The 23904-nt window shown below is 67.8% G+C and carries 23 protein-coding genes; 10 read left to right on the forward strand and 13 right to left on the reverse strand.

The features are described from left to right. Window positions 1-150: 150 nt before the first annotated feature. From ACH413_RS28390 to ACH413_RS28415, 6 genes are read right to left on the reverse strand one after another with little or no spacing between them, the layout of a single operon-like run. Window positions 151-1278 carry a hypothetical protein gene (locus ACH413_RS28390; protein ID WP_360043456.1) on the reverse strand — a complete coding sequence of 376 codons (1128 nt, stop codon included), beginning with the start codon at window positions 1276-1278 and terminating at the stop codon, window positions 151-153. Next, the gene (locus tag ACH413_RS28395) at window positions 1275-2534 is read right to left on the reverse strand and encodes a glucarate dehydratase family protein (RefSeq protein WP_360043453.1); all 1260 of its coding nucleotides are present in this window, start codon (window positions 2532-2534) and stop codon (window positions 1275-1277) included. Before ACH413_RS28395 ends, ACH413_RS28390 begins: the two co-directional genes overlap by 4 nt. Before the next feature lie 13 nt (window positions 2535-2547). Then, on the reverse strand, window positions 2548-3450 hold the full coding sequence (locus tag ACH413_RS28400) for a 5-dehydro-4-deoxyglucarate dehydratase (protein ID WP_360043450.1): 903 nt from the start codon (window positions 3448-3450) through the stop codon (window positions 2548-2550). An 8-nt stretch (window positions 3451-3458) separates the two neighbouring features. Then, a complete protein-coding gene (locus tag ACH413_RS28405; RefSeq protein ID WP_360043447.1) occupies window positions 3459-4337 on the reverse strand; it encodes a carbohydrate ABC transporter permease in 879 nt (292 codons plus the stop codon). After that, window positions 4334-5305: a sugar ABC transporter permease gene (locus tag ACH413_RS28410; protein WP_360043444.1), complete on the reverse strand. Its 972-nt coding sequence runs from the start codon at window positions 5303-5305 to the stop codon at window positions 4334-4336. The genes ACH413_RS28405 and ACH413_RS28410 overlap by 4 nt, the downstream gene beginning before the upstream one ends. Further along, complete coding sequence (locus ACH413_RS28415) at window positions 5302-6621, reverse strand: sugar ABC transporter substrate-binding protein (RefSeq protein WP_360043441.1); 1320 nt, start codon at window positions 6619-6621, stop codon at window positions 5302-5304. Before ACH413_RS28415 ends, ACH413_RS28410 begins: the two co-directional genes overlap by 4 nt. Before the next feature lie 126 nt (window positions 6622-6747). Between ACH413_RS28415 and ACH413_RS28420 the strand changes: the two genes are divergently transcribed. The 5 genes from ACH413_RS28420 to ACH413_RS28440 all read left to right on the forward strand — a co-directional run bounded on the left by ACH413_RS28420 (window position 6748) and on the right by ACH413_RS28440 (window position 11575). Continuing rightward, a complete protein-coding gene (locus ACH413_RS28420; RefSeq protein WP_360043438.1) occupies window positions 6748-7536 on the forward strand; it encodes an IclR family transcriptional regulator in 789 nt (262 codons plus the stop codon). A 41-nt stretch (window positions 7537-7577) separates the two neighbouring features. After that, window positions 7578-8405 carry an NAD(P)-dependent oxidoreductase gene (locus tag ACH413_RS28425; protein WP_360043435.1) on the forward strand — a complete coding sequence of 276 codons (828 nt, stop codon included), beginning with the start codon at window positions 7578-7580 and terminating at the stop codon, window positions 8403-8405. Continuing rightward, entirely contained in the window at window positions 8402-9907 is a 1506-nt protein-coding gene (locus ACH413_RS28430) for an aldehyde dehydrogenase (NADP(+)) (protein WP_360043432.1), read from the forward strand. The genes ACH413_RS28425 and ACH413_RS28430 overlap by 4 nt, the downstream gene beginning before the upstream one ends. Window positions 9908-9976: 69 nt before the next feature. Next, window positions 9977-10558: a class I SAM-dependent methyltransferase gene (locus tag ACH413_RS28435; protein ID WP_360043429.1), complete on the forward strand. Its 582-nt coding sequence runs from the start codon at window positions 9977-9979 to the stop codon at window positions 10556-10558. 171 nt (window positions 10559-10729) lie between these two features. Next, on the forward strand, window positions 10730-11575 hold the full coding sequence (locus tag ACH413_RS28440; RefSeq protein ID WP_360043426.1) for a radical SAM protein: 846 nt from the start codon (window positions 10730-10732) through the stop codon (window positions 11573-11575). On the opposite strand, the gene cpt is transcribed toward ACH413_RS28440, so the two are convergent. Further along, window positions 11572-12114 (reverse strand): chloramphenicol phosphotransferase CPT, encoded by a 543-nt coding sequence (gene cpt / locus ACH413_RS28445; protein WP_360043424.1) that lies wholly within the window; start codon window positions 12112-12114, stop codon window positions 11572-11574. The genes ACH413_RS28440 and cpt overlap by 4 nt on opposite strands. A 188-nt stretch (window positions 12115-12302) precedes the next feature. Next, a complete protein-coding gene (locus tag ACH413_RS28450) occupies window positions 12303-13622 on the reverse strand; it encodes an NAD(P)-binding domain-containing protein (protein WP_360043422.1) in 1320 nt (439 codons plus the stop codon). A gap of 97 nt (window positions 13623-13719) precedes the next feature. Here ACH413_RS28450 and ACH413_RS28455 point away from each other — a divergent pair, with 97 nt between their 5' ends. From ACH413_RS28455 to ACH413_RS28475, 5 genes are all read left to right on the forward strand, one after another. Then, window positions 13720-14685, forward strand: coding sequence for an ATP-binding cassette domain-containing protein (locus tag ACH413_RS28455; RefSeq protein WP_360043419.1), 966 nt, complete (start codon window positions 13720-13722; stop codon window positions 14683-14685). Further along, the gene (locus tag ACH413_RS28460) at window positions 14682-15482 is read left to right on the forward strand and encodes an ABC transporter permease (protein WP_319978262.1); all 801 of its coding nucleotides are present in this window, start codon (window positions 14682-14684) and stop codon (window positions 15480-15482) included. The genes ACH413_RS28455 and ACH413_RS28460 overlap by 4 nt, the downstream gene beginning before the upstream one ends. Window positions 15483-15549: 67 nt before the next feature. Continuing rightward, entirely contained in the window at window positions 15550-16728 is a 1179-nt protein-coding gene (locus ACH413_RS28465; protein ID WP_360043416.1) for an RtcB family protein, read from the forward strand. Between the two features lie 72 nt (window positions 16729-16800). After that, entirely contained in the window at window positions 16801-17385 is a 585-nt protein-coding gene (locus ACH413_RS28470; protein ID WP_360043414.1) for a hypothetical protein, read from the forward strand. After that, on the forward strand, window positions 17378-18037 hold the full coding sequence (locus tag ACH413_RS28475; protein ID WP_360043411.1) for a hypothetical protein: 660 nt from the start codon (window positions 17378-17380) through the stop codon (window positions 18035-18037). The genes ACH413_RS28470 and ACH413_RS28475 overlap by 8 nt, the downstream gene beginning before the upstream one ends. Before the next feature lie 74 nt (window positions 18038-18111). Here ACH413_RS28475 and ACH413_RS28480 read toward each other — a convergent pair whose 3' ends face one another. The 5 genes from ACH413_RS28480 to ACH413_RS28500 form a co-directional block, all read right to left on the reverse strand. After that, the gene (locus tag ACH413_RS28480; protein WP_093599595.1) at window positions 18112-18453 is read right to left on the reverse strand and encodes a hypothetical protein; all 342 of its coding nucleotides are present in this window, start codon (window positions 18451-18453) and stop codon (window positions 18112-18114) included. A gap of 153 nt (window positions 18454-18606) precedes the next feature. Beyond that, on the reverse strand, window positions 18607-21282 hold the full coding sequence (locus tag ACH413_RS28485) for a hypothetical protein (protein ID WP_360043408.1): 2676 nt from the start codon (window positions 21280-21282) through the stop codon (window positions 18607-18609). Window positions 21283-21317: 35 nt separating this feature from the next. Further along, entirely contained in the window at window positions 21318-22169 is an 852-nt protein-coding gene (locus ACH413_RS28490) for an ATP-binding protein (protein ID WP_360043405.1), read from the reverse strand. Between the two features lie 50 nt (window positions 22170-22219). Then, the gene (locus ACH413_RS28495) at window positions 22220-22987 is read right to left on the reverse strand and encodes a GntR family transcriptional regulator (protein WP_319978268.1); all 768 of its coding nucleotides are present in this window, start codon (window positions 22985-22987) and stop codon (window positions 22220-22222) included. A gap of 31 nt (window positions 22988-23018) precedes the next feature. Then, a complete protein-coding gene (locus ACH413_RS28500) occupies window positions 23019-23852 on the reverse strand; it encodes a glutamate ABC transporter substrate-binding protein (RefSeq protein ID WP_360043402.1) in 834 nt (277 codons plus the stop codon). Window positions 23853-23904 lie beyond the last annotated feature (52 nt).

Here is a 23904-nt window from a genome sequence, read left to right on the forward strand (position 1 = left end):
CCGGTGCCCGCGTTCTGCGCACTGCCACAGGCCGAGATGACCAGCAGCAGGACGCCAGTGCCAACTACGGTTCCTATGTGCCTCATGGTCAAAGGACGGAACCACAGTCACAACGGGTTGCAGTGACTCTCTTGGGACTTCTCTTCACAGTTACCGGCTAACGGCGGTTACAGCCTCTCGCAAAGCTTCCAACCGTGCCGCGGACGCGAGACCTCCGTGGTAGAGGTGGAACTCCTCCACACCGGCGTCCAGGTACGCGAGCCACTCCTTCGACAACGCCGCACCGTCGGCCGGCTTGGGCGGCAACCCCAGCACGTACGCGGCGATCCGCGTGTCCGGGGCGGCGGCACGAAGAGCCTCGATGCCGGGGACCGCGATCTCCGGGCCGGGCCAGCACATCGTCGTCAGGACGTCGACATCGGCGCCGACTCCCCCGGCCACGGTCGCGAACGGCCCAGTGCCCCAAGGATCCGCGGTCACGTGCATGCCGACCCGGATCGAAGGCGCGGCGGCCCGAATCTCCGAGACCAGCCTCTGTCGCAACGACCGCACCACGCCGGTGCGCACGGCCTGAACGTCTTCCGCGAGCGCACCCAACGCTTCCTCAACATTGGGTGCACCGCGATCAACCCCGGCCCGGACCGCTTCACGCAGGGCATCCGGGTCGGCGTACAGGGCGGTGCACGCAGAGCAGAAGCACAGCGACAACAGCTTCTGCTGCACCGCGTTCCAGTCCGTGCCGTCGGTCTTCTCGTGGTGCCCGCCGTGGAAGAACCCCAGCGGCCCGCAGGCCTCCAGGATGATCCCGTCCGGCGCGCCGAGTTCCAGCACCTCGGACACCAGCACCGACGCGTACTCGACGACGTCGGCCTGCGCGGTGCACAACGCGTACGGGTAGCGATCCCCGAACGCGTTCACCACGGTCACATCGGGGTGCAGGTCGCCCAGCCGCGAGTTGTGCGTCAGCACGGTCCACGCGTACACGGGAAGTCCGGCGGCACGAACCAATGCCGCCGCGGCACCGAACGAATCCGAACCGTCCACCCAGGACGGTTCGGCGGGCGCCAGCCGGCCGTACTTCTCCGAACGCACCGGCAGGTAGAACGCCGCGTGCCGCGCGTCGACCATCCGATGCGAAGGGTGGAGCGGCGTCGCGGCCCGCACGGTGTGGTACGACGCGGCAACGGCGATCGCGTCGACTCCGAGTTCCTGGTACCGCGCGACGGCCTCAGGGTCTCCGATCAGGTCCCACGGATAGGCATGGACAACCGACTTCACCACCGGGGACGCTTCCTCTCGTAGCTCGGGTCGAACTTCTGCATGTAGCCCGTGTCGTCGCGAGACGTGATGCCGCAACGTTCGTAGTTCTCGGCCATGCGCGCCAGCGCGTCCCGGTCCAGCGTCACACCGAGGCCCGGCGTGACGGGCACCGGCACCGCACCATCCACAAAGGACAGCACACCGGGCTCCACGACCTCGTCGGCCGCGTTCCACGGGTAGTGCGTGTCGCACGCGTAGTTCAGGTTCGGCGTCGCCGCGGCCAGGTGCGTCATCGCGGCCAGCGAGATGCCGAGGTGCGAGTTCGAGTGCATCGACAGGCCGATGCCGAACGTCTGGCAGATCATCCCCAGCTGGCGCGACCGCTGCAGGCCGCCCCAGTAGTGGTGATCGGACAGGAGCACCTGCACGGCGTCCTGCTCCACCGACGGCTTGAGGTGCTCGAACGCGACCACGCACATGTTGGTGGCCAACGGCATCGGCGCCTTCGCGGCCACCTCCGCCATCCCGGAGATCTCCGGCGTCGGGTCCTCCAGGTACTCCAGCACTCCGTCGAGCTCCTCGGCGACATTCAGCGACGTCGCCGTCGACCAGGCCGCGTTCGGGTCCAGCCGCAGCGGGTGCTCCGGGAACGCCTCGCGCAGCGCCCGGATCGCCTCGATCTCCTGCTCCGGCGGGAACACACCGCCCTTGAGCTTGATCGACCCGAATCCGTACTGCGAGATCATCTTGGTCGCCTGCGCCACGATGCCGGCGGGGTCGATCGCCTCGCCCCACTCGTCCGGCTCGGCCCCGGGGTGCCCGTCCCACTTGTAGAACAGGTACGCCGAGTACGGGACAGCGGAGCGAACGGCGCCGCCCAGCAGGTCGTGCACCGGACGGCCCAGTGCCCTGCCCTGGATGTCCAGGCAGGCGACCTCGAACGGCGAGTACACGCGGTCGACGGTGCTCTCCGCCGTGATCTTCCCGGTCAGGCCGTGCTTGTCCATGCCCGTCCTGCCGCCGAGAGCCGCGGAGACCCGCGCGTGCATCTCGTTCAACGCGAACACGTCGAGGCCGATCAGGGAGTCCACAACGGACCTCGAGCGCTCCAGGTGCCCGAGGTCGCCGTAGGTCTCCCCCAGCCCCGAAATGCCCTCGTCGGTGTGCACCTCGACGATGGTGCGCAGCGCCCACGGTTCGTGGACGCCGGCCGAGTTCAGCAGCGGCGGGTCCCGGAACGCGATCGGTGTCAGAACAATCTCGGTGATCTTCATTCCGAACGCCCTCTCAGCTCAGCAGAGCCTTGCCCGCAGCGATGATCTTGTCGAGAGCGGCGAGGTGCTCGTCCAACGGGTCGATCAGCGGCGGACGAACACCACCGACCTCCAGGCCGTTCGCGCGCACCGCGGCCTTCACCAGGGCGACCGCGTAGCCGGGAACCTTGTCCCGCAGCTCGACCAGAGGCTTGTAGAACTCGTAGAGGAAGCGGTTCACCAGCTCGGTGTCGCCGGACTGCACGGCGTTGTAGAAGCCGATCGAGATCTCCGGCGCGAAGCAGAACACCGCCGACGAGTACAGCTCGACGCCGATGCCCCGGTACGCGAGCTGGGTCATCTCCGCGGTCGGCAGGCCGTTGAAGAACTGGAACGGCTTGTCAACGTTGGCACGAACCGAGAGCACGATCCGCTGCATCTGGTCGAGGTCGCCGATGCCGTCCTTGAAGCCCACGACGTTCGGGATCTGCGCGACCTCGACGGCGGTCTCCGGCGTGAACCGCGCGTTGTTGCGCTGGTACACGATGATCGGCAGCTCGGTGACGCCGGCGACCTCGGCCACGTAGCGCACGAGTCCGGCGGCCGGGTTCGTCACCAGGTACGGCGGCAGCAGCAGGATGCCCTGCGCACCAGCACGTTCCGCCGCCTGGACGAACTGCTTGGTCGCCACGACCGAGCCGCCCGCTCCGGCGAACACCGGCACCTTGCCCGCGGTCGCCTCGACCGCGACGGCCACCGCGCGCTCGAACTCGTCCAGCCCCAGGGCGTGGAACTCGCCGGTGCCGCAGGCGGCGAACACCGCGCCCGGCCCGGCGGAGACACCGTGCTTGACGTGCTCGGCGAGCACGTCGTACGCGATGTTCCCCTCGCTGTCGAACGGGGTCACCGGAAAGAACAGCACACCATCGAGTTGCATAACCAGACTCATCCCTTGATCGCTCCGGTGGTGATCCCACGCAGGAAGGACTTCTGCAGCGACAGGTACACGACCAGGCTCGGTACCAGCGCCAGCAACGCACCGGCCAGCACGATGCCCGTTCCGACCTGGTCGTCGGAACGTAGCGCGAGAAGTGCGACCGTGAGCGTGTAATCGGAGGGGTCAGCGGCGACGATCAGGGGGAGCAGGTACTGCTCCCAAATCATGTTGAAGCCGAACACGGCGATGACGCCGAGCGCGGGTTTGCACAGCGGGAGGATGATCTGCGCGAAGAGACGCAGCTCCCCGGCACCGTCCACTTTGGCCGCTTCCTCCAGTTCGTTGGGGATCTCCTTCATGAACTCCGTCATGACGAAGATGGAGAAACCCCAAGCCCCCAACGGGAGGATGACGCCGAGCAGGGTGCCCTTGAGACTCACGTGCACCAGCGGTAGGTCTCCGATCACCAGCGACAGCGGGATCGCGATGACCTCCTCCGGCAACATCATCGTGGCGAGAATGACCAACAGTGCGATGGCCTGACCGCGGAACTTCTTGCGCGCCAACGCGTAGGCGGCGAAAACACTCACCGACAGCTGCAACAGCAGCGCACCACCGGCGATGATCAACGAGTTCATCAGGTAGTGCCAGATCTTGTTCTCCGCCGCGACCTGGAAGTTGATCAGCGACGGGTTGGCCGGGATCACCGACAGCTTGGTCGGGTCCGGGTTGTGGTCGAACGCGCCGGAGAAGATGACCAGCAGCGGGCCGCAGAAAAGGATTACAGCGAGGGCACTGAAAAAGAAGCGGACGGCCTTGCTGCCCCACGCGTCCGGCCTGGTGGACCAGCCGATGGCGCTGTCGAAGCGGCTCGAGTTGACGCTCATCGCGCCTCCTTCCTCCGGCGGTACCACTGCACGCTGACCGTGAGCACGAGCGTAACCAGGAACAACAACACCGAGCCCGCCGAGGCGAGTCCGGCTTCGGACTGTTCGAACGCCGTGGTGTAAACGCGGGTCATCCAGACGTCGGTCGACCCCGCGGGTCCACCCCCGGTGAGCACGTACACCTCGGTGAAGACACGCAGGCCGCGGATCGCCGCCAGCGTCAGGAGGATGGTGATGACGGGCCGCAACGCGGGGAGCGTGACGTTCCAGATCCGTTGCGGCGTCGAGGCACCGTCGATCGCGGCGGCCTCGTACTGCTGGCGGTCGATGCCGGCGAGCCCGGCGAGGATCAGCACCATGTCGTACGGGGCGTGCTTCCAGATGCCGACGAACATGACCGACACCAGCGAGGTGTCCGTGCTGTGGATGTACTCCCAGGGCCCGAGGCCGATCCACGAGATGAGCTCGTTGAGGAAGCCCTCTGGCGCCGGGTAGAAGAACAGCCGCCAGATCTCGCCGATGACCGCGGTGGCCGCCACGACGGGCAGGAACACCGCGGACCGCACGAACCACAGCGACTTGGTGTGGCCTTCGAGCAGCAGCGCGAGGAAGAAGCCGATCACCATCGCGCCGACGGTCTGACCGCCGGCCAGCACGAGGGTGTGCCAGCTGGCGGTCAGGAACTTCTCGTCCTGCAGGATGGTCGCGTAGTTCTTGAAGCCGACGAAGATGTCGCCGAGGAACGGCCGGACCTCGAACAACGAGAGCCGGATGCCCTCGCCCATCGGGATGAACTTGAAGACCACGAAGATCAGCACGGCGGGAAGCAGGAAGAGCCACGGGATGAAGGTGGCTCCCGTGAGGCGACGCCGGCGGCGCCGCCTCACGGGGTGGGTTTCGACGGCACCGCCGCCACTAGCCGTCGAGCCCACGTCTCGGGTGTCGCCGAGTGATTGAAGTGCCGTCACTTCGACGCCTTCTGGTTCTCGAGCTCCTTCTTGAGCGCTTCCGCGAGCGTCTTCAGCTCGGCTGAGGAGTCAGCGGGGCACTTCGCGAAAATGGAGTTCAGGGTCTCCGAGGTCTTCTGCCGGAACGGCGCGAAGTTCGGAACGCTGGGGAACGGCCGCGCCTCGCTCGAGTACACGCCCGCCACGGTCGCCCAGCGCGGGTCCTTGTACGTCGCGTTGACGTCGACGGTCTTGTTGACGGGCAGGCGGACCACCGGCTGCGGGTCACCCTTCATGCCGGCCTGCTGCGCCTCCGGCGTGATCAGGTACTCGGCGAGCTTCTTCTGGTCGGCGGTCTTCGCGGAGCCGGCCATCTGGTAGATGTTCTCGCCCTCACCGAGCACCGTGGCGCCGGCCGGGCCCTTCGGGGAGGCGATGACCTCGTACTTGTCCTTGCCGACCGACTTGTCGAAGCGGCCGATCATGTACGGGCCGGTGAGGTAGATGCCGCTCTTGCCCGACTCGAACAGCGGGTGCGCGTCGTTCGTGCCCAGGGTCAGCGAGCCGGGCTGCATGACCTTGTCGTCGCAGAAGAGCTTGCGCAGCCGTTCGACGGCCTTGGTCGACTCCGGCGAGTCGATGCCGACGCGGAACTTGCCGTCGCCCTCGTCCTCGAGGATGTCGCCGCCGCCCTGCCAGATGTAGCTGGCCGCCCACCAGGCGAGGTAGCCGCGGTCGGTCGTGCCCGGCACGAGCATGCCGTAGGTGTCGTTCTGCCCGTTGCCGTCCGGGTCGTTGAAGGTGAAGGCCTTCGCGAGGTCGTCGAGTTCCTCCCACGTGGTGGGGATCGGCTTGCCGAGCTTCTCGCGCCAGTCCTTGCGGATCAGCGTGACCATCGCCTGGGTGGAGTAGGGGATGGCGTAGAACTTGCCGTCCGCGCCCTTCCCGTTGTTCCACGCGCGGTCGACGATGTCGCCGCTGCCCGCGACGTCGTCGCGGTTCACCTCGGTCGTCCAGCCCTGCTTGACGAAGTTGCCGAGCGAGCCGGTGTCGGTGATGACGACGTCGGGGAGGTCCTTCGACGCGGCGCGCTGCTGCACCTGCTTGTCGAAGTCGTTGAAGATCGGCTTGTAGTCGACCTGCACACCGGTCTTCTCGGTGAACGACTTGAAGATCTTCTCGTAGACCTTCGCGGTCGCCTCGGTGGAGCGGGTCCACACCTCCAGAGGCTTGTTCGGGTCTTTGGACGACGCCGCCGTGGTGCCACCGCTACCGCATCCTGCGAGCAGCGCTGCCACACCGAGTGTGGCAAGTGTCGTGGCTGTTCTACGGCGCATCGTCGAAGCCCTTCGTGTTCAGATATGTGAACGTGGGTCGTACTTGTGAACCTGAGTCAGGACTGTAAGAATCAGCACAGCAACGTGTCAAGGGAAAGTTTCTTCCCTGTTTCGAGGAGGCTTCAGGTGGCGTCGCCGATCGGCAAGGGCACAGCTCGTCCCGGTGCGGTGAAGTCCGCCGACCGCACAGTGGAGTTGCTTGAGGTGTTGTCCGCGTCGGACCGCAGGCTCACGCTCACGGAGCTGCACCGCGAACTCAGCTATCCCAAGTCCAGCCTCTACATGTTGTTGCAGACACTGGTGGCGCGCGGCTGGGTCGAGGTCGACGCGGACCGCGGCACCTACGGCATCGGTGTGCGCGCACTGCTCGTCGGTACGTCCTATTTGGACCACGACCCTGTTGTGCGCGCGGCGATCCGCGTGATGGAACAGGTCCGTCAGGACATCAACGAGACCGTCCACCTTGCCCGTTTGGACGGCGCGGACGTCGTCTACCTGGCGAGCCGCGAGTCCGAGCACCACCTGCGGGTCGTCTCCCGCGTCGGCCGCCGGCTGCCCGCGCACTCGACGTCGCTGGGCAAGGCGGTGCTCTCGACGCGCACGCCGGAGGAGGTCGACCTGATCCTTCCGGCCGAGCTGGCTCCGCTGACGCCGAACACCGTGATCGATCGGGCGGCGCTGCACGAGCAGCTCGCCGGGTTCCGGAATGTCGGCTATGCCCACGAACGCGAGGAGAACACGCCCGGGCTGGGCTGCTTCGCCGTCGCGCTGCCCTACCGAAATCCCGTTCTGGACGCTATGAGTTGCTCGGTTCCCCTGGGCAGACTGGACCCCGAGCACGAACGGCAGGTCATCGCCGCTCTGCTCGACGCCGCCCGGCAGATCACCGAGCTCCTCCGCCAGTTCGGTCGCTGAGCTTTGCCGACACATCTGAACAAGACGGAGGGGTCCAACCCGTGACCGCACGCATCCTGATCACCGGCGCCGGCGGCGGGGTGGGCACGCTCATGCGTACCCGCCTCGCGGCGGAGGGCCGTGTCCTGCGGCTGCTGGACATCGCGGAGCTTCCCGCGGCCGCCGACGGCGAGAACGTCGAACTCGTCGAGGCGTCGGTGACCGACATGGCCGCGATGGAAGCGGCGTTGAAGGACGTCGACGCGGTGATCCACCTCGGTGGCCACAGCCTCGAGGAGCCGTGGGAGAAGATCCTGCGCGTCAACATCGACGGCACGCACACGCTGCTGGAAGCCGCGCGCCGCCAGGGAGTTCGCCGGGTGGTCCTGGCCAGCTCGAACCACGCGGTCGGCTACGTCGAACGCGCCGACGGCGAGGCGGGCGACTACGCGTTCCCGCGTCCGGACACCTACTACGGCGTGTCCAAGGTGGCGCTGGAGGCGTTGGGGTCGCTGTACGCCGACCGCTACGGCATGGACGTGATCGCGATCCGCATCGGTTCGTGCTTCGAGAAGCCGCGCGACGTGCGGATGCTGTCGACGTGGATGTCTCCGGACGACGGCGCGCGCCTGTTCGAGGCGGCTCTTTCCTTCCCGTCGCCCGGTTTCCGGATCGTGTGGGGCGTGTCGGACAACAAGCGCGGCTGGTTCTCGCTCGACGAGGCCCGCGCTCTGGGCTACGAGCCCCAGGACGACTCCGAGGAGTACGCGGCCGCGGTGCTGGAGCAGCACGGCGGTGAGCTCGATCCCTCGTCGCCCGCGGCGAGGTACGTGGGCGGGGCCTGGTGTGGCCCCGATTTCGACACGGCAGTCAAGGAGGCAGGGCGTTGAGCCACGTCGTTCAGGGATACAACCCGCGCACCGGTGAGCCGTTCGGCGAACCCGTTGCGAAGACCCCCGACAGCGAGGTGGACCGGATCGCTTCCGCCGCGGCCGTCGCGTTCTCGGCGTGGTCGGTCGTCGCGGCGGCGGATCGCGCCGTGGTGCTGGAGAAGGTCGCGGACGCGCTGGACGCAGAGTCGTCGTTGCTCGTGGAGACGGCAGACGGCGAGACGGCGCTGGGCGTGCCGCGGCTGACGACCGAGCTCAAGCGCACGACGAACCAGCTGCGGTTGTTCGCGGAGGTGCTGCGCGAGGGCAGCTACGTCGAGGCCACTTTGGACACGGCGAACCCGGACATCATCCCGCCGCGGCCGGTGCTGCGGCGGGTGCTCCGTCCTTTGGGGACGGTCGCGGTGTTCTCCGCGTCGAACTTCCCGTTCGCGTTCTCGGTCGCCGGTGGTGACACGGCCTCCGCGCTGGCGTCCGGTTGTTCCGTTGTGGTGAAGGCACATTCGGCGCACCCGTCGACGTCGCGCGAGACCGCGCGGGTCGTGGTGGACGCTCTTCGCGAGGCCGGCGCGCCCGAGGGTGTGTTCGGCATCGTGTACGGCACCGAGTCGGGTGTCGCGCTGGTGAAGCACCCGGCGGTGCGCGCGGTCGGTTTCACCGGCTCGACCGGTGGCGGGCGGGCGCTGTTCGACCTGGCGCAGGGCCGGCCGGACCCGATCCCGTTCTACGGCGAACTGGGCAGCGTCAACCCGACGGTGATCCTGCCGGGCGCAGCCGAACGCGAGGACATCGCCGCCGGGTTCGCGGCGTCGCTGACGATGGGCGTCGGCCAGTTCTGCACGAACCCCGGCCTGGTCTTCACGCCGGAGGCGCTGGTGCCCGCGCTGGGTGAGGCCGTCGCGGCGACGTCCGGTGGCGCGATGCTGAACGAGCGGATGTGCGACTCCTACACGGCGTCGACGGACGCGCTGGCCGCGTCGGACCTGGTGACCGTCGTGTCCGCCGGTACGCGCCCGGACGAGGCGTGGGCCGTGGCTCCGCGCCTGTTCAGCGTGCCGGTGTCGGTGTTCGAGGAGAACCTCGAGAAGCTGACCGAGGAGCACTTCGGCCCGGCCGCCCTGGCCGTGACGTACTCCTCGCCGGCGGAACTGCACTCGGTGCTGGCGAAGCTGCCGGGCACGCTGACCGGCACGGTGCACGCGGAGGCGTCGGACCACGCGGAGGCCGGTGAGATCGCCGAGGTCCTGCGGCACGTCGCGGGTCGCATCATCTTCAACGCGTGGCCGACCGGTGTCGCGGTGGCGTGGGGTCAGCACCACGGTGGTCCGTGGCCGTCGACGACGAACCCGCTGCACACGTCGGTGGGCGCCACGTCCATCCGCCGCTGGATCGCGCCGGTGACGTACCAGTCGTGGCCGGACGCGTTGCTGCCGGTGGAGTTGCAGGACGCGAACCCGCTCGGCATTCCGCGCCGGATCGACGGTGTGCTGGGCGTGCACTGAAAGGTTGTCGGATGAGCGGGGCCGCTGACGTCATGTCGGCGGCCCCGTTTTTCGTTGGGAGGACGTGGGATGGTCGGTCGTCGTGCCTACAACTTCATGTACCGGACCTGGGCGCCGTGGGAGGGCGGGCCCCGTGCCGAACTGGTGGACCTCGTGACGTCGGGACGGATCGCGCCAGGCCGTGCGATCGACCTCGGCTGTGGCAGCGGGGCGAACGCGATCTTCCTCGCGGAGCACGGCTTCGACGTGACAGGCGTGGACTTCTCCCCCGTCGGCCTGGAGAAGGCCCGGCGCGCGACGCCGCCGTCGTTGTCGGTCGAGTGGCTGCAGGGGGATCTGACGGCCACCTCGATCCCCGGCGTCTCCGGGACGTTCGACCTGCTCGTCGACTACGGCGTGCTGGACGACCTGGGCGGGCCGGGCCAGGAGGCGATGGCGGCGACCGTGCTGCGGCTGTCTCACCCCGGTTCGGTGTTCCTGATGTGGTGCTTCTACGACGAGATCCCGTGGTGGAAGCGCCGTGGCGCCCGGTTCCCCGGTCTCGCCGTGGGTGACGAACAGCGGCTGTTCGGGGAGTCGTTCGACATCGAGCGGCTGCCGGAGCCCGCTTCCGGGAGCGGTTTCGCGTGCTTCCTAATGAGACGCTCCTGACCGCGATTGATTAGTCAGTTAATACCAATACGGCGAGGCGCACGCCGTATTCGTGTCGGTGACATGTCACCACGCCAACAGCAGACCGATGTTTAATTGAATTCGACAGCTCCTTTCGCCGCTCGCCGGGGCAAGATGGTTATCGCACGGCGTCGTCCAGGGGAGTGGGACATGACCGACCTGCGTTTCGCATGGCTTGAGATCACCGGCAAATGTCAGCTGAGCTGCACCCACTGCTACGCGGAGTCCGGACCGCGCGGCGACGAGGGCGTGCTCAGAACTCGTGATTGGTTCCGGGTCATCGACGAGCTCGCCGAACTCGGCGCGAACTCGATTCAGTTCATCGGCGGAGAGCCGACATTGCATCCCGATTTACCGGAGTTCGTCGGCCGCGCACTCACCGCCGGACTCGAGGTCGAGGTGTTCAGCAATCTCGTGCACATCGGCCCACGCCTGTGGGACACCTTCTCCCGTCCAGGCGTGCGCCTGGCGACGAGCTACTACTCCGACACGGCGTCCCAGCACGAGGCCATCACCCGCCGGCTCGGCAGCCACGCCCGCACCCGCGCGAACATCGCCGAGGCCCTGAGCCGGGACATCCCGCTGCGCGCGGGCGTCATCGATGTCAGTTCCTCGGACCACATCGGCCGCCAGCGCACCCACGCCGCCCAAGCCGACCTGTCGTCGCTGGGTGTCGCGAATGTCGGCGTCGACCGGCTGCGTCGCGTCGGCCGCGGCGCAAACGCTTCACCCGGCCCTGACCAGCCCGGTTCGGATCAACCTGTCCCTGATCAGCTCTGCGGCCGCTGCGGCCACGGCGCCGTCGCCATCTCATCGTCCGGCGAAGTCTGGCCGTGCGTGTTCGCCCGCCGAATCCAGCTGGGCAATGTATTGGATACGACCCTGGCGACGATCCTGTCGACCGCCCAGCCGCCCTTGCCGGTCACCGCCGGCCCGTCGTGCTGGCCCCAGGGCGGCGGCTCCTGCGCCCCGAACGACGACCCACCCCGCCCCTAGACGCTCACGACCCGAGCGATCGCCTGCGCGCACTCGACCGCCTCGGCCTTCGCGGTGTCGACCTCGACGTCGTAACTCATCCCGCGATGCACCAGCTCGGCCTGCGCCTCGGCCATCCCGGCGACCCGATCACCACGGGCAAGCTCACGCCCAGCGGCGACGGCGGCGTCACACCGAACCCCGACCCACACCACGTCCAGCCCGTCCAGGGCCTTCTCCCACCGCCGCCGGGACTCGGTCCCGCCGAGGAACACGTCGTCCACGATCACCCGCGCCCCGGCGCGCACCATCGCCGCGACGCCGCCCATCCACGCGTCCTCCAGCAACCGGAACTCGGCCCCGACGCTGACCTCACCGTCGCCCGCGAACCCGATCCCCTCCGACCCGAGCCGCAACCGCGCGGGCATCACGTCGATCAACGTGTCGACCCCGATCGCCAGCCACGCCTCCGGCAACACGGCCTGCAGACACCGCGCGATCCCCGACTTGCCGGAGCTGGACCCACCGTTGAGAACGATCACCTGAGCACTCGACGACACGCTCCGACCGTACCCACGCGGCCGTGGCCCGCACCCCTCATTTCCCGCCGAACCGCCCGCCAACTGATATATCGCTCCCGCCCACCCGCATGCAAAAAACGTTTGCGGACGAAGTCAAAAGACTCATTGCAAAGGTCAACATCGGGGCGGCAGGGCTGCGACCAGCGCGAACAGGAAGGGGCGAACAGTCAGCGGCGCGCGGCGGCGGCCCGCCGTTCCTCCTGCAGCTCCCGCTGGTACCCGAGGAAGTCGACCTCCAGCGTGTGCCGTTTCGACTTCACGTACCGGCGCCGCAGCGTCTCCCGGTAGGAGGTGATCTCCGCCTTCATCTCGGGCACCGAGGGCAGCGCCCCGCGCCCCGAGATCAGGTCGGCGATCCACTCGGACTGCGCTTCTGCCAGCGGCATGATCGCTCCCAGCGGCTGGATCAGCCCGAGGAAGTAGAGCCCGGGATGCGCCGGATCCACGACCCGCCGGTACAGCGACACCTCGTTGTCCACGGACGTCACGGCGGGGAACTCGGCAGCGGAGAGGAACGGGAAGTCGACCTTGTACCCGGTGCAGTAGACGATCACGTCGACGTCCTCGCGGGATCCGTCCGCGAACACGACCCCGGATCCGTCCAGCCGCGTCAGGTTCGGCTTCACCGTGATGTCGCCGTGCCCGAGCCGGGTCAGCAGGTCGTCGGACACCGTCGGGTGCGCGGCGAGGATGCCGTGCGACGGTTCGGGCAGGCCGTAGTCGGAGAGCTTGCCGCGCGCCAGCCGCAGCATCGCCCGCACGGACAGCGCCTGCAGCCAGGCGGGCGCGAAACGGGCGAGCGGTGAGGTCGTCAGGTGATCGGTCGGCATGCCGAAGAGGTACTTGGGCATGATGTGCGCGCCTCGGCGCATCGCCAGAAACGTCCGCGCGGAGACGCGTGACGACTCGACCGCGATGTCGCAGGCGGAATTGCCGATGCCGAGAACCAGCACCTTCTTGTCCGCGAATCGTTCGGGCGTCTTGTAGAAGTGCGCGTGCATCTGTTCGCCGTCGAACGAGCCGGGAAACGCGGGCTCGGGCAGCCGCGGTGACCAGTGGTGCCCGTTCGCGACGATTACTGAACGATAGACACCCGAAATCTCGGAACCGGTATCGCGATCGCGCGTCGTGACGGAATAGCCACCGGGTGCGACGGAAACCGAGGTGACCTCGGTCCGGAACCGGATGCGGTCGCGGAACCCGTGGTGCTTCACGAAGTCGTCGAAGTACTCGGCGATCTGGAAGTGCGACGGATAGGCGGGCAGCCGCGCGGGCATCGGGAAGGACTTGAACTCCATCATCTGCCGCGAGGTGTTGATGTGGAGGGACCGATAGGCCGACGACATGCCGTTGTCGTTGAGGTAGCGCCAGTTGCCGCCGATCTCCGACCCGGTCTCGAAGCAGTCGAACTCGATGCCGCGGGCACCGAGCACCTGACATGCGGCGATGCCGGACGAGCCGGCACCGATGACGCACACGCGTTCCATGGCTCTGAATTATTTTCACGTTCAAAGCGCGTGTCAATCACCTGGACACGGTCATAAATCGGACGAAATTGTCAGACCTCGGCGCCATGATGCCCGCATGACAGACGCGATCGTGGCCGAAGGCCTGGTCAAACGCTACGGATCGGTCGTCGCGCTCGACGGCCTGGACCTCTCCGTGCCCGAGGGGACCATCACGGGACTGCTGGGTCCCAACGGCGCCGGCAAGACGACGGCGGTGCGCGTGTTCACCACGCTGCTCGAAGCCGACGCCGGATCGGCGCGCGTCGCCGGTCTCGACGTCCGCCGGAACGCGAACGAGCTCCGCACGAAGATCGGGCTTTCCGGTCAGTACGCGGCCGTCGACGACAACCTCACCGGGTTCGAGAACCTCGACATGGTCGGGCGTCTGTACCACCTCGGCCGCGCCAGAAGCCGGGAACGAGCCCGCGAACTGCTCGCCCGCTTCGACCTCGAGGACGCCGCCGACCGTCCGGTGAAGGGCTACTCCGGCGGTATGCGGCGCCGGCTCGACCTCGCGGGCGCGCTGGTCGCGAAGCCGACCGTGCTGTTCCTCGACGAACCGACCACGGGCCTCGACCCGCGCTCCAGGCTGGGCATGTGGGACGTGATCGAGGAACTGGTCAAGGGCGGCACGACCCTGCTGCTCACCACCCAGTATCTCGAAGAAGCCGACCGGCTCGCCGACCAGATCGCCGTGATCGACCACGGCAGAGTGATCGCCGAGGGCACCGCCGACCAACTCAAGGACCAGGTCGGCGGTGAGCGTCTCGAACTGTCAGTCGCCACGTCCACCGAACTCGGCAGCGCCGCGAGCGCGCTGGCCGGTCTCGCCGTCGGCCAGATCGAGTCCGACGACCGCCAGAACCACCTCACCGTGCCGGTCACGGGCGGGTCCTCGGTGCTGATGGAGGCGATCCGGCTGCTGGACGCCGAGTCGGTGAAGGTCCTCGACATCGGGTTGCGCAGGCCGACTCTCGACGACGTGTTCCTCGCTCTGACCGGTCATGTCGCGGACGATTCAGTGCAGGGGGAAGAGAAGTGAAGCTGTTGCAGGCGCTCGCGGACGGCGGAGTCGTCGCCAAGCGCAACCTGATCAAGATCAAGCGCGTGCCGGACCTGCTGGTGTTCTCCACCGCGGCGCCGATCATGTTCGTGCTGCTGTTCGCCTACGTGTTCGGCGGCTCGATCCAGATCCCCGGCATGGACTACCGCGAGTTCCTGATGGCGGGCATCTTCGCGCAGACCGTGCTGTTCGGCGCCACCATCACCGGCAGCGGCCTCGCCGAGGACATGACCAAGGGCATCATCGACAGGTTCCGCTCGCTGCCGATGGCGCGCTCGGCCGTCCTGGTCGGCCGCACGACGTCCGACCTGGTCAACAACGCGCTGGTCATCGTCATCATGATGATCACCGGCCTGATCGTCGGCTGGCGCATCCACTCGTCGCCGCTGGAGGCCCTCGCCGCGGTCGGGATCCTGCTGCTGTTCGCGTACGCGTTCTCGTGGGCGATGGCGTGGATCGGGCTGCTGGTGCGCAGTCCCGAGGTGTTCAACAACGCCAGCTTCATCTTCATCTTCCCGATCACCTACATCGCGAACACGTTCGTGCAGTCGGAGAACCTGCCGGCGGGCCTGCGGCACGTCGCCGAGTGGAACCCGGTCTCGGCCGTCACGCTGGCCGCCCGCGAACTGTTCGGCAACACCTCTCCCCTGCAGACGCCGCCGGACGTGTGGCCGCTGCAGCACCCGGTGCTCGCGTCGCTCGGCTGGGTGGTGGTGTTCCTGCTGATCTTCGTTCCGCTGGCCAACCACCAGTACAAGCGCGCCGTGGCCCGCTGAGCGAAACGGGTTCGTGAGCGCCGAAACTCCTTTGTCGAACGGGCGAAGCGCCACCTAACCTCGTGGCATGGCAGCAACTCTGGTCCGCGGTCAGAACGTGGACATTCGCATGTGGACTCGACCGGACGAGGTCGAGGAGTTCGCCATGCGGCAGCTGCAGAACATCTCCTCGCTGCCGTGGGCGTTCAAGCACATCGCGGTCATGCCCGACGTGCACTACGGCAAGGGCGCCACGGTGGGTTCGGTGATCGCGCTGCGCGACGCCGTCTCCCCCGCGGCCGTCGGCGTGGACATCGGCTGCGGCATGACCGCCGTGCGCACCTCGCTCACCGCCAACGACCTGCCGGAGACGCTGCGCGGGTTGCGGTCCCGCATGGAGGCCGTGGTCCCCGTCGGTTTCGGTCAGCACAAGGCGACCGCGTTCACCAAGAGGGACGCGTCCGACTGGGGCACGTTCTGGAGGAAGTTCGACGACCTCACGCCCGTCGTGAAGGCGCGCGCCGACAAGGCGCTGCACCAGATGGGCACGCTCGGGGGCGGCAACCACTTCCTGGAGGTCTGCCTGGACGGCGACCAGCGGGTGTGGGTCATGCTGCACTCCGGGTCGCGTGGCATCGGCAACGAGCTGGCGCAGCACCACATCGCGGTGGCGCGCACGCTCGCGCACAACGCCGAGCTGCCGGACCCGGACCTCGCCGTGTTCCTGTCGGGCACGCCCGAGATGGCGGCGTACCGTCACGACCTGTACTGGGCGCAGGACTACGCGCGACGCAACCGCGCGGTCATGCTGCGCCTGGTCTGCGACGTGCTGCGCGGCGAGTTCCCGCAGATCGCCTTCGAGGAGCCGATCTCGGCGCACCACAACTACGTTTCCGAGGAGAACCACTTCGGCGAGGACGTTCTGGTGACGCGCAAGGGTGCGATCCGCGCCGGACGTGGTGAGCTGGGCATCATCCCGGGTTCCATGGGCACCGGTTCGTACATCGTGCGCGGGCTCGGGAACCCCGACTCGTTCGAGTCGGCGTCGCACGGCGCCGGCCGCAGGATGTCGCGCAACAAGGCCCGCAAGACGTTCACGACGAAGGATCTCGCCGCCCAGACAAGTGGTGTCGAGTGCCGCAAGGACTCCGGCGTGGTGGACGAGATTCCGGGCGCCTACAAGGACATCGACACCGTGATGGCGAACCAGTCCGACCTGGTCGAGGTGGTCGCGAAGCTCAAGCAGGTGGTTTGTATCAAGGGTTGATGTTTCCCTTGTGGGTGAACGGGAAGCCTCCAGGACAGCAGAGTCTTTCTTGCCTGTCTTGGAGGTTTTTCCATGTCAACGGGCGCCATCATCGGCCTGGTGGTCGCGGTTCTAGTGGTGCTGGCGGTCCTCGCGTTCGTGCTGAGGCCCGCTATGCAGCGCAAGAAGCTGCGTGACCGCTTCGGCCCTGAATACGACCGCGCGGTCACGGACAGCGACAGCAGAACGGCCGCGGAGAAAGAGCTCGCCGAGCGGGAGCACCGCCACAGCGAGTTCGACCTGAAGCCGCTTTCCCAGACGGCACAGGAGAGTTACCGCCGGCACTGGGCGAACGTGCAGGCGAAGTTCGTCGACTCGCCGGAGAGCGCGATCGCCGACGCCGACCGGCTCGTGACCGATCTGATGGCCGAGCGCGGGTACCCCACCGAGGGTTACGAGGCGCAGCTGAGCGTTCTGTCCGTCGAGCACGCGCGGACCCTGGAGCACTACCGCACGGCGCACGACATCTCGGAGCGCCAGGAGATCGGCGAAGCGAACACCGAGGACCTGCGCACGGCGATGGTCCACTACCGCGAACTCTTCACGGATCTGCTCGAACACGGCGCCGAGCCGCGCAAGGACAGGGAAACCGTGCGGAAGGAGAAGACTGATGTCTGAGGCACCGACTCACGCCGCTGGGGTTCCCACTCCGGCTCGCCCGCAGCAGGGCGAGCGCACCCCGCAGCAGACGCAGCGCACCGATGCGGAACGCACTGACGCGCAACGGACTGAGGCCCAGCGCACCGAGGCGCAGCGGACCGAGGGCCAGCGCACCGACGCGAACCGGACCGAAGCGCAGCGCACTGAGGCGCAGCGGACCGAGGGCCAGCGCACTGACACGAACCAGACCGAAGCGCAGCGCACTGACGCCCAGTGGACCGAGGCCCTGCGGACCGACGCGAACCGGACCGAGGCTCAGCGGACCGAGCACCAGCGCACCGAGGCGCAGCGCACCGAGCGCGGCGAGCAGCACCGCACCGAGCAGCAGCCCACCGGGTCACAGCGCGCCGACCAGCAGCGCACCGACCAGAAGCTGTCCAGCAAGCTCGAAGAAGAGTGGCAGTCGGTGCAGTACGACTTCGTCGACGACCCGAAGGCCGCCGTCCGCAAGGCCGACGACCTCGTGAGCCGCGCGCTCGAGGAGCTCAACACCCGGCACCGCTCCCTCACCAAGCAGCTCGAGGGAAACGGTGATCCACAGACCGAGGACCTGCGACTGGCTCTCCACCGCTATCGGGAATTGTTCAAGTCGCTGGTCGCCGTCAAATAAGTGCTGGAAGCCCCGGCGCCGTGGCCGTAACAGGTGGCGGCGCCGGCAGGCATGTCCGGACCTCATGCCGAGACTCAGCTGGGCAGTTCGCGGATCTCCATCTCGAGCACGTCGATCTCGTCGCTGATCGCCTCGTCGAGCATGTCGTCCAGCAGCTTGCGGCACTCCGCCGATCCGCAACGGGGAAGTCCCGCGCCGAATCGCGGCACCTGCTCCCACCACACCGCCGGGTTGTTCCAGAACGACCCGGAACCCTGGTCGACACCTTCGAGGCAACGCAGCCTCTGGTCACTCGCCGGAAGGGCTCGCACGAACTCGATGAACAACGCGAGTGCGTCGGGATTGCTCACCGGGACCGCGCCGTAGCCGCGCAGGCAATCCTCGAGTTCTGCGAGGAACTCCGCCTTGAAGGACACGGCACACCCCCGCTCCTCCGCACCGTTGCGGACGTCCTGAAGTTCGTACCGTCAACAGTACCTCCGCGACTTGAGCGGGAAACGAGTGCGAACGGGCGGTATCTTCCTGCGCCCGCACGGGGTGCGGTGACCCGCAGTCACTTCACCTGACGGTCATGTTCCCTCGTGGGACACGTAGCGGGACACCAGGAAACCGTTGTCCAGCTTGACGATCTGGCCCACGACCAGCTTGTCGGCCGGGTCGGCTCCGGACGTGCCGCTCGCACCGGTCCGGTCGAACGTCAGCCTCCCGGACGCGCCCGGGAAGTCACGCAAAGTGCGCAGCCTTTCGTAGAGGTCTTCTCGTGACGCCCCAACGGACGTCTGCCGCGCGACAACGCTGACGGCGTCATAGGCGAGCAGAACATGTCCGTTGGGGCCCGAAAGGAATGCCCTGCGGGCGTGCTTCTTCTGGGCGGCCTCGTACGTGGTGAAGAACTGTTGCGTCGGCTGGGGAATCGGCTCGCGACCCGGCGTCCACGCGAACGTCGTGAAGTAGAGCCGGCCGTCGGCGAATCGTTTGATGTCTTCCAGATCCGTGAAGTTCGTCGTCTCGAGCTGCGTCAGGTCGTCGCCGCCGAACACCACCGGGTCGGTGCAGTTGCTGTGACTCAGCTCGGTCAGCAGCCCGCCGACCTCCGCGGTGCGGCCCGTGTAGAGGATGAGCGGGTTCGGGGCCTTTTCGCAGATGTCCGTCACCACCTGCCCCAGCTGGGTGGTGACCGCGTTGGCCGTCTCGTCGTAGTCGTGGCGTTCGGGCTTGAGCGCGGCCTCGAACTTCTCGGCGAGATCCGAGCTGTACTCGTCTCCTGGGCTGCGCACGAGGTGCAACGGGCGGCCGCGCAACGCTTCGGTCCGTTCGATGATGCGGGCGGCGACCTGCGCCTGACGGTCGTTGGCCGGCGCGACGCGGAAGAAGTAGGGCTTCTGGCTGAAGTTCGTCGACGACAACGACGACCCGATCATCGGGATGCCGGTCGGCCGTTCCTTCGACGGGCCCAGCACGGCGAGCGCCGACTGGGTGGTCTCGCGGCTCTGCCCGAGACCGGTCACGGCGATCACCGACGGGTCACGTTCGGCGTAGGCGCGGATCTGCCCGGCGACGTTCTCCGCGTACTTGGACTCGCCGCCGAAGTTCGCGAGAACCAGGCGCACCAACGGATTGCGGCCGAGCCCGTCGAGCTGGTTCCAGTCGCGCTGGGCGAGGTAGGCGCCGCGCAGTTCGTTCACGCCCGCGGACAGGTCCCTCTTCACCCGCTCACTGGAACTGAGCATGGTGGCGACGACGATCGTGACGACGCTGCGGTCCTTCACCTTGGTGACGCGGTCGTTCTCCTCCGCGATGAGCTTCGCGAGCTCCTCCACCTCGGCGTCGTCGTTGTTCTGCGTCGCCGGGTCACCGTAGGCGAACCTGCCTGGTTTCTCGCTCAGGCCAACGCATTGCACTCCATCCATTTTGGACAGGCGCGTGCGGTCGCCGCTGAGGTCCGCGACGAGTTCATCGGGTTCGAGAATGCCGTAGCGCAAGCAGTTGTTGCTGCTTTGCACGTAGAAAGCCGCGCCGTACAAGGCAAGCAGCACGACGACGAGGTAGGCGGTCACGCGGCGCACCGAGTTGCGACCCGGCCAGCGCCGCGGATACGGGAACCTGCCGACCGTGGACTGGCGCGGCAACGACACCGGCGGCGACGCGGGCGTGTTGTGTTCCAGGGCGCGTTTCGTCGCGCGGTAGGCGGTCAGGCGTTCCTCGGCGCCGTCGAGTTCCTGGTGGGTGCGCAGAACCCGGTCGTACATCTCGACGGTCGGGCGTGCGGTCCGGCTGCGGGAGCGCAGTTCCCAGGTCGCGATGACCGCGTCCTCCAGCAGTCCCGTCTCCGGGCGCACCACGCTGTCGTAGCGGCGGTGCAGGTTGCGTTTGGTGCCGGTTCTCATCCGCTCCCACCACGTGCGCGGCTCCTCGTCGAACTCCGGTTCGCCTTCGCCGGGCGGCATCGGGGCCTCGGCGACGGCGGCGAGCTCGGCGATCCAGCGGTCGCTGCGTTCGTCGACGTGCGGACGCAGGCGATGCGCGACGAGGTGGACTTGGCCGAGTGCGAGCGCGTGGTAGAGCGCGTCCTCGCGTTGCCCGAGGCCGTCGTAGCGGTCCTTCAGCAACCGGTGGACGTTCGCGTGCGAGAACGGCTGGTCCGCCGGAACGTCGCGGAGCCTGCGCGCGAGGAGGTCGCGCAACAGCGGGTGCAGGACGAAGTTGTCGCCCTCCTGGCCGACGAAGCTGAGCTGTGCCAGCAAAGCCCGCATGTTCTCGGCCGACCACGACGGCGGCAGCAGCGCGCGGATCACGTGCCGATCGAGCACGCGCGGGGCGGCGAGACGGGCGAAGATCTCACGCGCCGCCTCGCGTTCCGGCATCTCCTCGGTGCCCGGAATGCGTTGGAAGAAGCGGAGAAGCAGGTAGTCGCCGACGGTGGCGTCCTGGAACGTCGTGGTCTCGTCGACCGGCAGCCGTTCGTCGAACACCGACCGCACCGACGGCAGCACCTGGTCTCGTGCGAACACGAACTGCACGAGCTGGATGGCGAGCCGCACAGCCAGCGGGTGGCCGTGCGTGACCTCCTGCAGCTCTTCCACGAGCGCCTCGGACTCGACCGTGCTGTTGCGGGTGCGGTTCCACTCGGCGAGGAACTGCCGCGTCTGCGCCAGGGTGAAGGGTTCCAGGCGCACCGGCTTGAAGACCGCCGAGTCGGCCAGTGCGGGCGCGGACTGCTTGGTGGCGATCACGAGCAGCGGCACGTGCGGTTCCTTCGCGCGACGCTCGGCGAGCAGGCTCAGGAAGTCGGTCGCCCGCGCGGCGGGGCGTGGCCGTTTCGGGGCAGGTAGGAGTCGATGCCGTCGAGCAGGTCGGCGCCGTCGAGCAGCAGCAGGCTGTTCATCCCGCGGTAGCGGCGGAACCGGTAGGCGGCCGTGATGTCGGCGAGGAAGGCGGCGACGAGCAGCCGGTCGATCTCCAGCGTGTCACCGGAGCGGTGAAGGCTCCACGTGTGCACGAGTGCGGCGTCGAACTTCAAGCTGTGTCTGCTTTTGGGCCCGGACTTCAGTTCCTGTCCGACGTAGTTCTCGAACCAGCGCAACGCACTCGCGACCCGAGGCCCGCCCAGCAGCCAGCGCAACGGCCGCGGCGCGACGACCGCGAGCCCGATGAGCCACAACAGCAACGGCCGCAACACCTTGCCCAGGCCCTGGGCCGGCGGCAGCATCTCGACGACCTCGGCGGCGTCGGCCACCGCGACGAGACGGGTCATCTGCTTGGCGGCGAGCTCACGGGCGCGGTGGTGCGGATCGTCCGCGGGCTCCGTGTACAGCGCGAGCCGGGCGAGGTCGTAGCGCGGCAACCGCATGCGGCCGAACTCGGCGTGCCGGTAGGAGCGCAGCTGCTCGGCGGCGACGTCGAGGATGTCCTTGCAGGAACGGGATCCGGCCTTGTCGAGGTCGACCTTGGCGGTCGGCGCGTCGCGATAGCGCCGGCGGACGTGGTCGAGCAACGACGTCTTGCCGCTGCCGCCGGGACCGAACGCGACGATCACCGGCAGGGGGTGTTTCGCGCGGCGTTCCACCAGGGACTCCACCAACGCGGTGATGTCGTCCCTGCCGACGAGCCCGATCTCCGGTTCCAGCGCCATGATCCTCAGACGCTTCGGAGGCCGATCCTGTTCCGTTCCGAATGAACCGGCTAGCGGTCCGCGTGCAGCCTGGCCACGAAGCTGAACCGATCACCCCGGTAGAGCGACCGGGCGCGTTCGATCGGGTGGCCGTCGACGTCGTAGGAGACGCGGTGCAGCAGCAACATGGGCAGCGCCGGGTTCGTGCCGATCAGCAACGCCTCGCGGGGCGTGGCGAGCACCGTCTCGACGCGTTCCTCGGCCTCGGCGAAACGAACGCCGAGCCGTTCGGTGAGGCACGCGTAGAGCGAGCCCGCGGGGTCGAGCTTCTCCAGCAGGTCCGGGAAGCGGCCGAGGCTCAGGTACGTCGACTCGAGGCCGATGCGTTCGTCGTCGGCGAGCAGGACGCGCTCGAGGTGCACGATCGGGTCGCCCGGTTCGAGCATCAGGTCGCGGGCCAGGCCCTCGTCGGCGCCGAGCTCCTCGACCGTGATGACCGTGCGGTTCGGCTCGACGCCCTGACGGCGCATGCCCTCGGTGTAGCTGACCAGGGACAACGGCTGGACGAGCTTGGGCGGCGCGACGAACGTGCCACTGCCCTGGCGGCGGATGAGCTTGCCTTCGAGCACGAGTTCGCTGACGGCCTGCCGCAGCGTGACGCGCGAGACGGAGAACCGTTCGGCGAGTTCACGTTCGGAGGGTAGGACGGTGCCTTCGCCGAGGTTCTCGACGAGGTCGAACAGCTCGGCCTTGACCGCGTAGTAGCGCGGGACTCTGCCGTGTTCGGGAATGCCCGCGCGAACGGGTCGATCAGCGCGGTGCGGCGGGACGCGGTTCACGTGGCGTGAGCCTACGTGACGCCCCGTGTGATCAGGGGGCCAGCTTCGGCGGGTCGGGAATCTTGTAGCCGGAAGATCCGATGTTGACCTCGAGCGACTTGCGCCAGGCACCCGTGTCGATCATCTTCTGCATCGCGGCCTGGACCTTGGTCTTGCTGGCGGGGTCGTCGCGGTGCAGGCCGACGCCGTACTCCTCCTTGCTGAACGGGTCGCCGACGACCCGCAGGAGCTCCGGGTTCTGGGCGGCGTAGCCCGCGAGCAGCACGTCGTCGGTGGTGACGGCGTCGACGTTCTCCGCGAGCAGCGCCGTGACGCAGTCGCTGAACTTGGCGTACTCGACCATCTTCACGTCCTTGGCGAACTGGTCGCGGACGTACTCGGCCGAGGTCGAGCCGGCGGTGGAACACAGGCGCAAGGTGGCGTTGAGCGACTTGGGGCCCTCGATGCGGTTCTCGTTCATGCGCACCAGCAGGTCCTGGCCGGCGACGAAGTACGGGCCGACGAAGTCGACGATCTGCTTGCGCTTGTCCGTGATCGAGTAGGTGGAGACGACCATGTCGGCCTCACCGCTGGTCAGCAGCGTCTCCCGGTTGCCGGGCTGCGCTTCCTTCCAGGTGATGTTCTCCTCTTTGACGCCCAGCTCGTTCGCGATGTACTTGGCGACGTCGACGTCGAACCCGCGGTAGCTGCCGTCCAGCCTGCGGATCGACAGTCCCGGCTGGTCGTACGACACGGCGATGACCATGCGGTCGCTCGAACCGACCTTGCTGGCCATGCCGGAACCGCCGCCACCCGCGCACGAGGCGAGCAGGAGCACGGCCGCACATGTTGCCGCGACCAGGCGGAGAAGTGCTCTCGGCGTCATTCGTCCCTCTTACAGCGGTTGTCTATCCACTACAGCGTTATTCCACGGGCAT

It is taken from the genome of Lentzea sp. NPDC020367 (assembly GCF_044387305.1).
GTDB lineage: Bacteria > Actinomycetota > Actinomycetes > Mycobacteriales > Pseudonocardiaceae > Lentzea.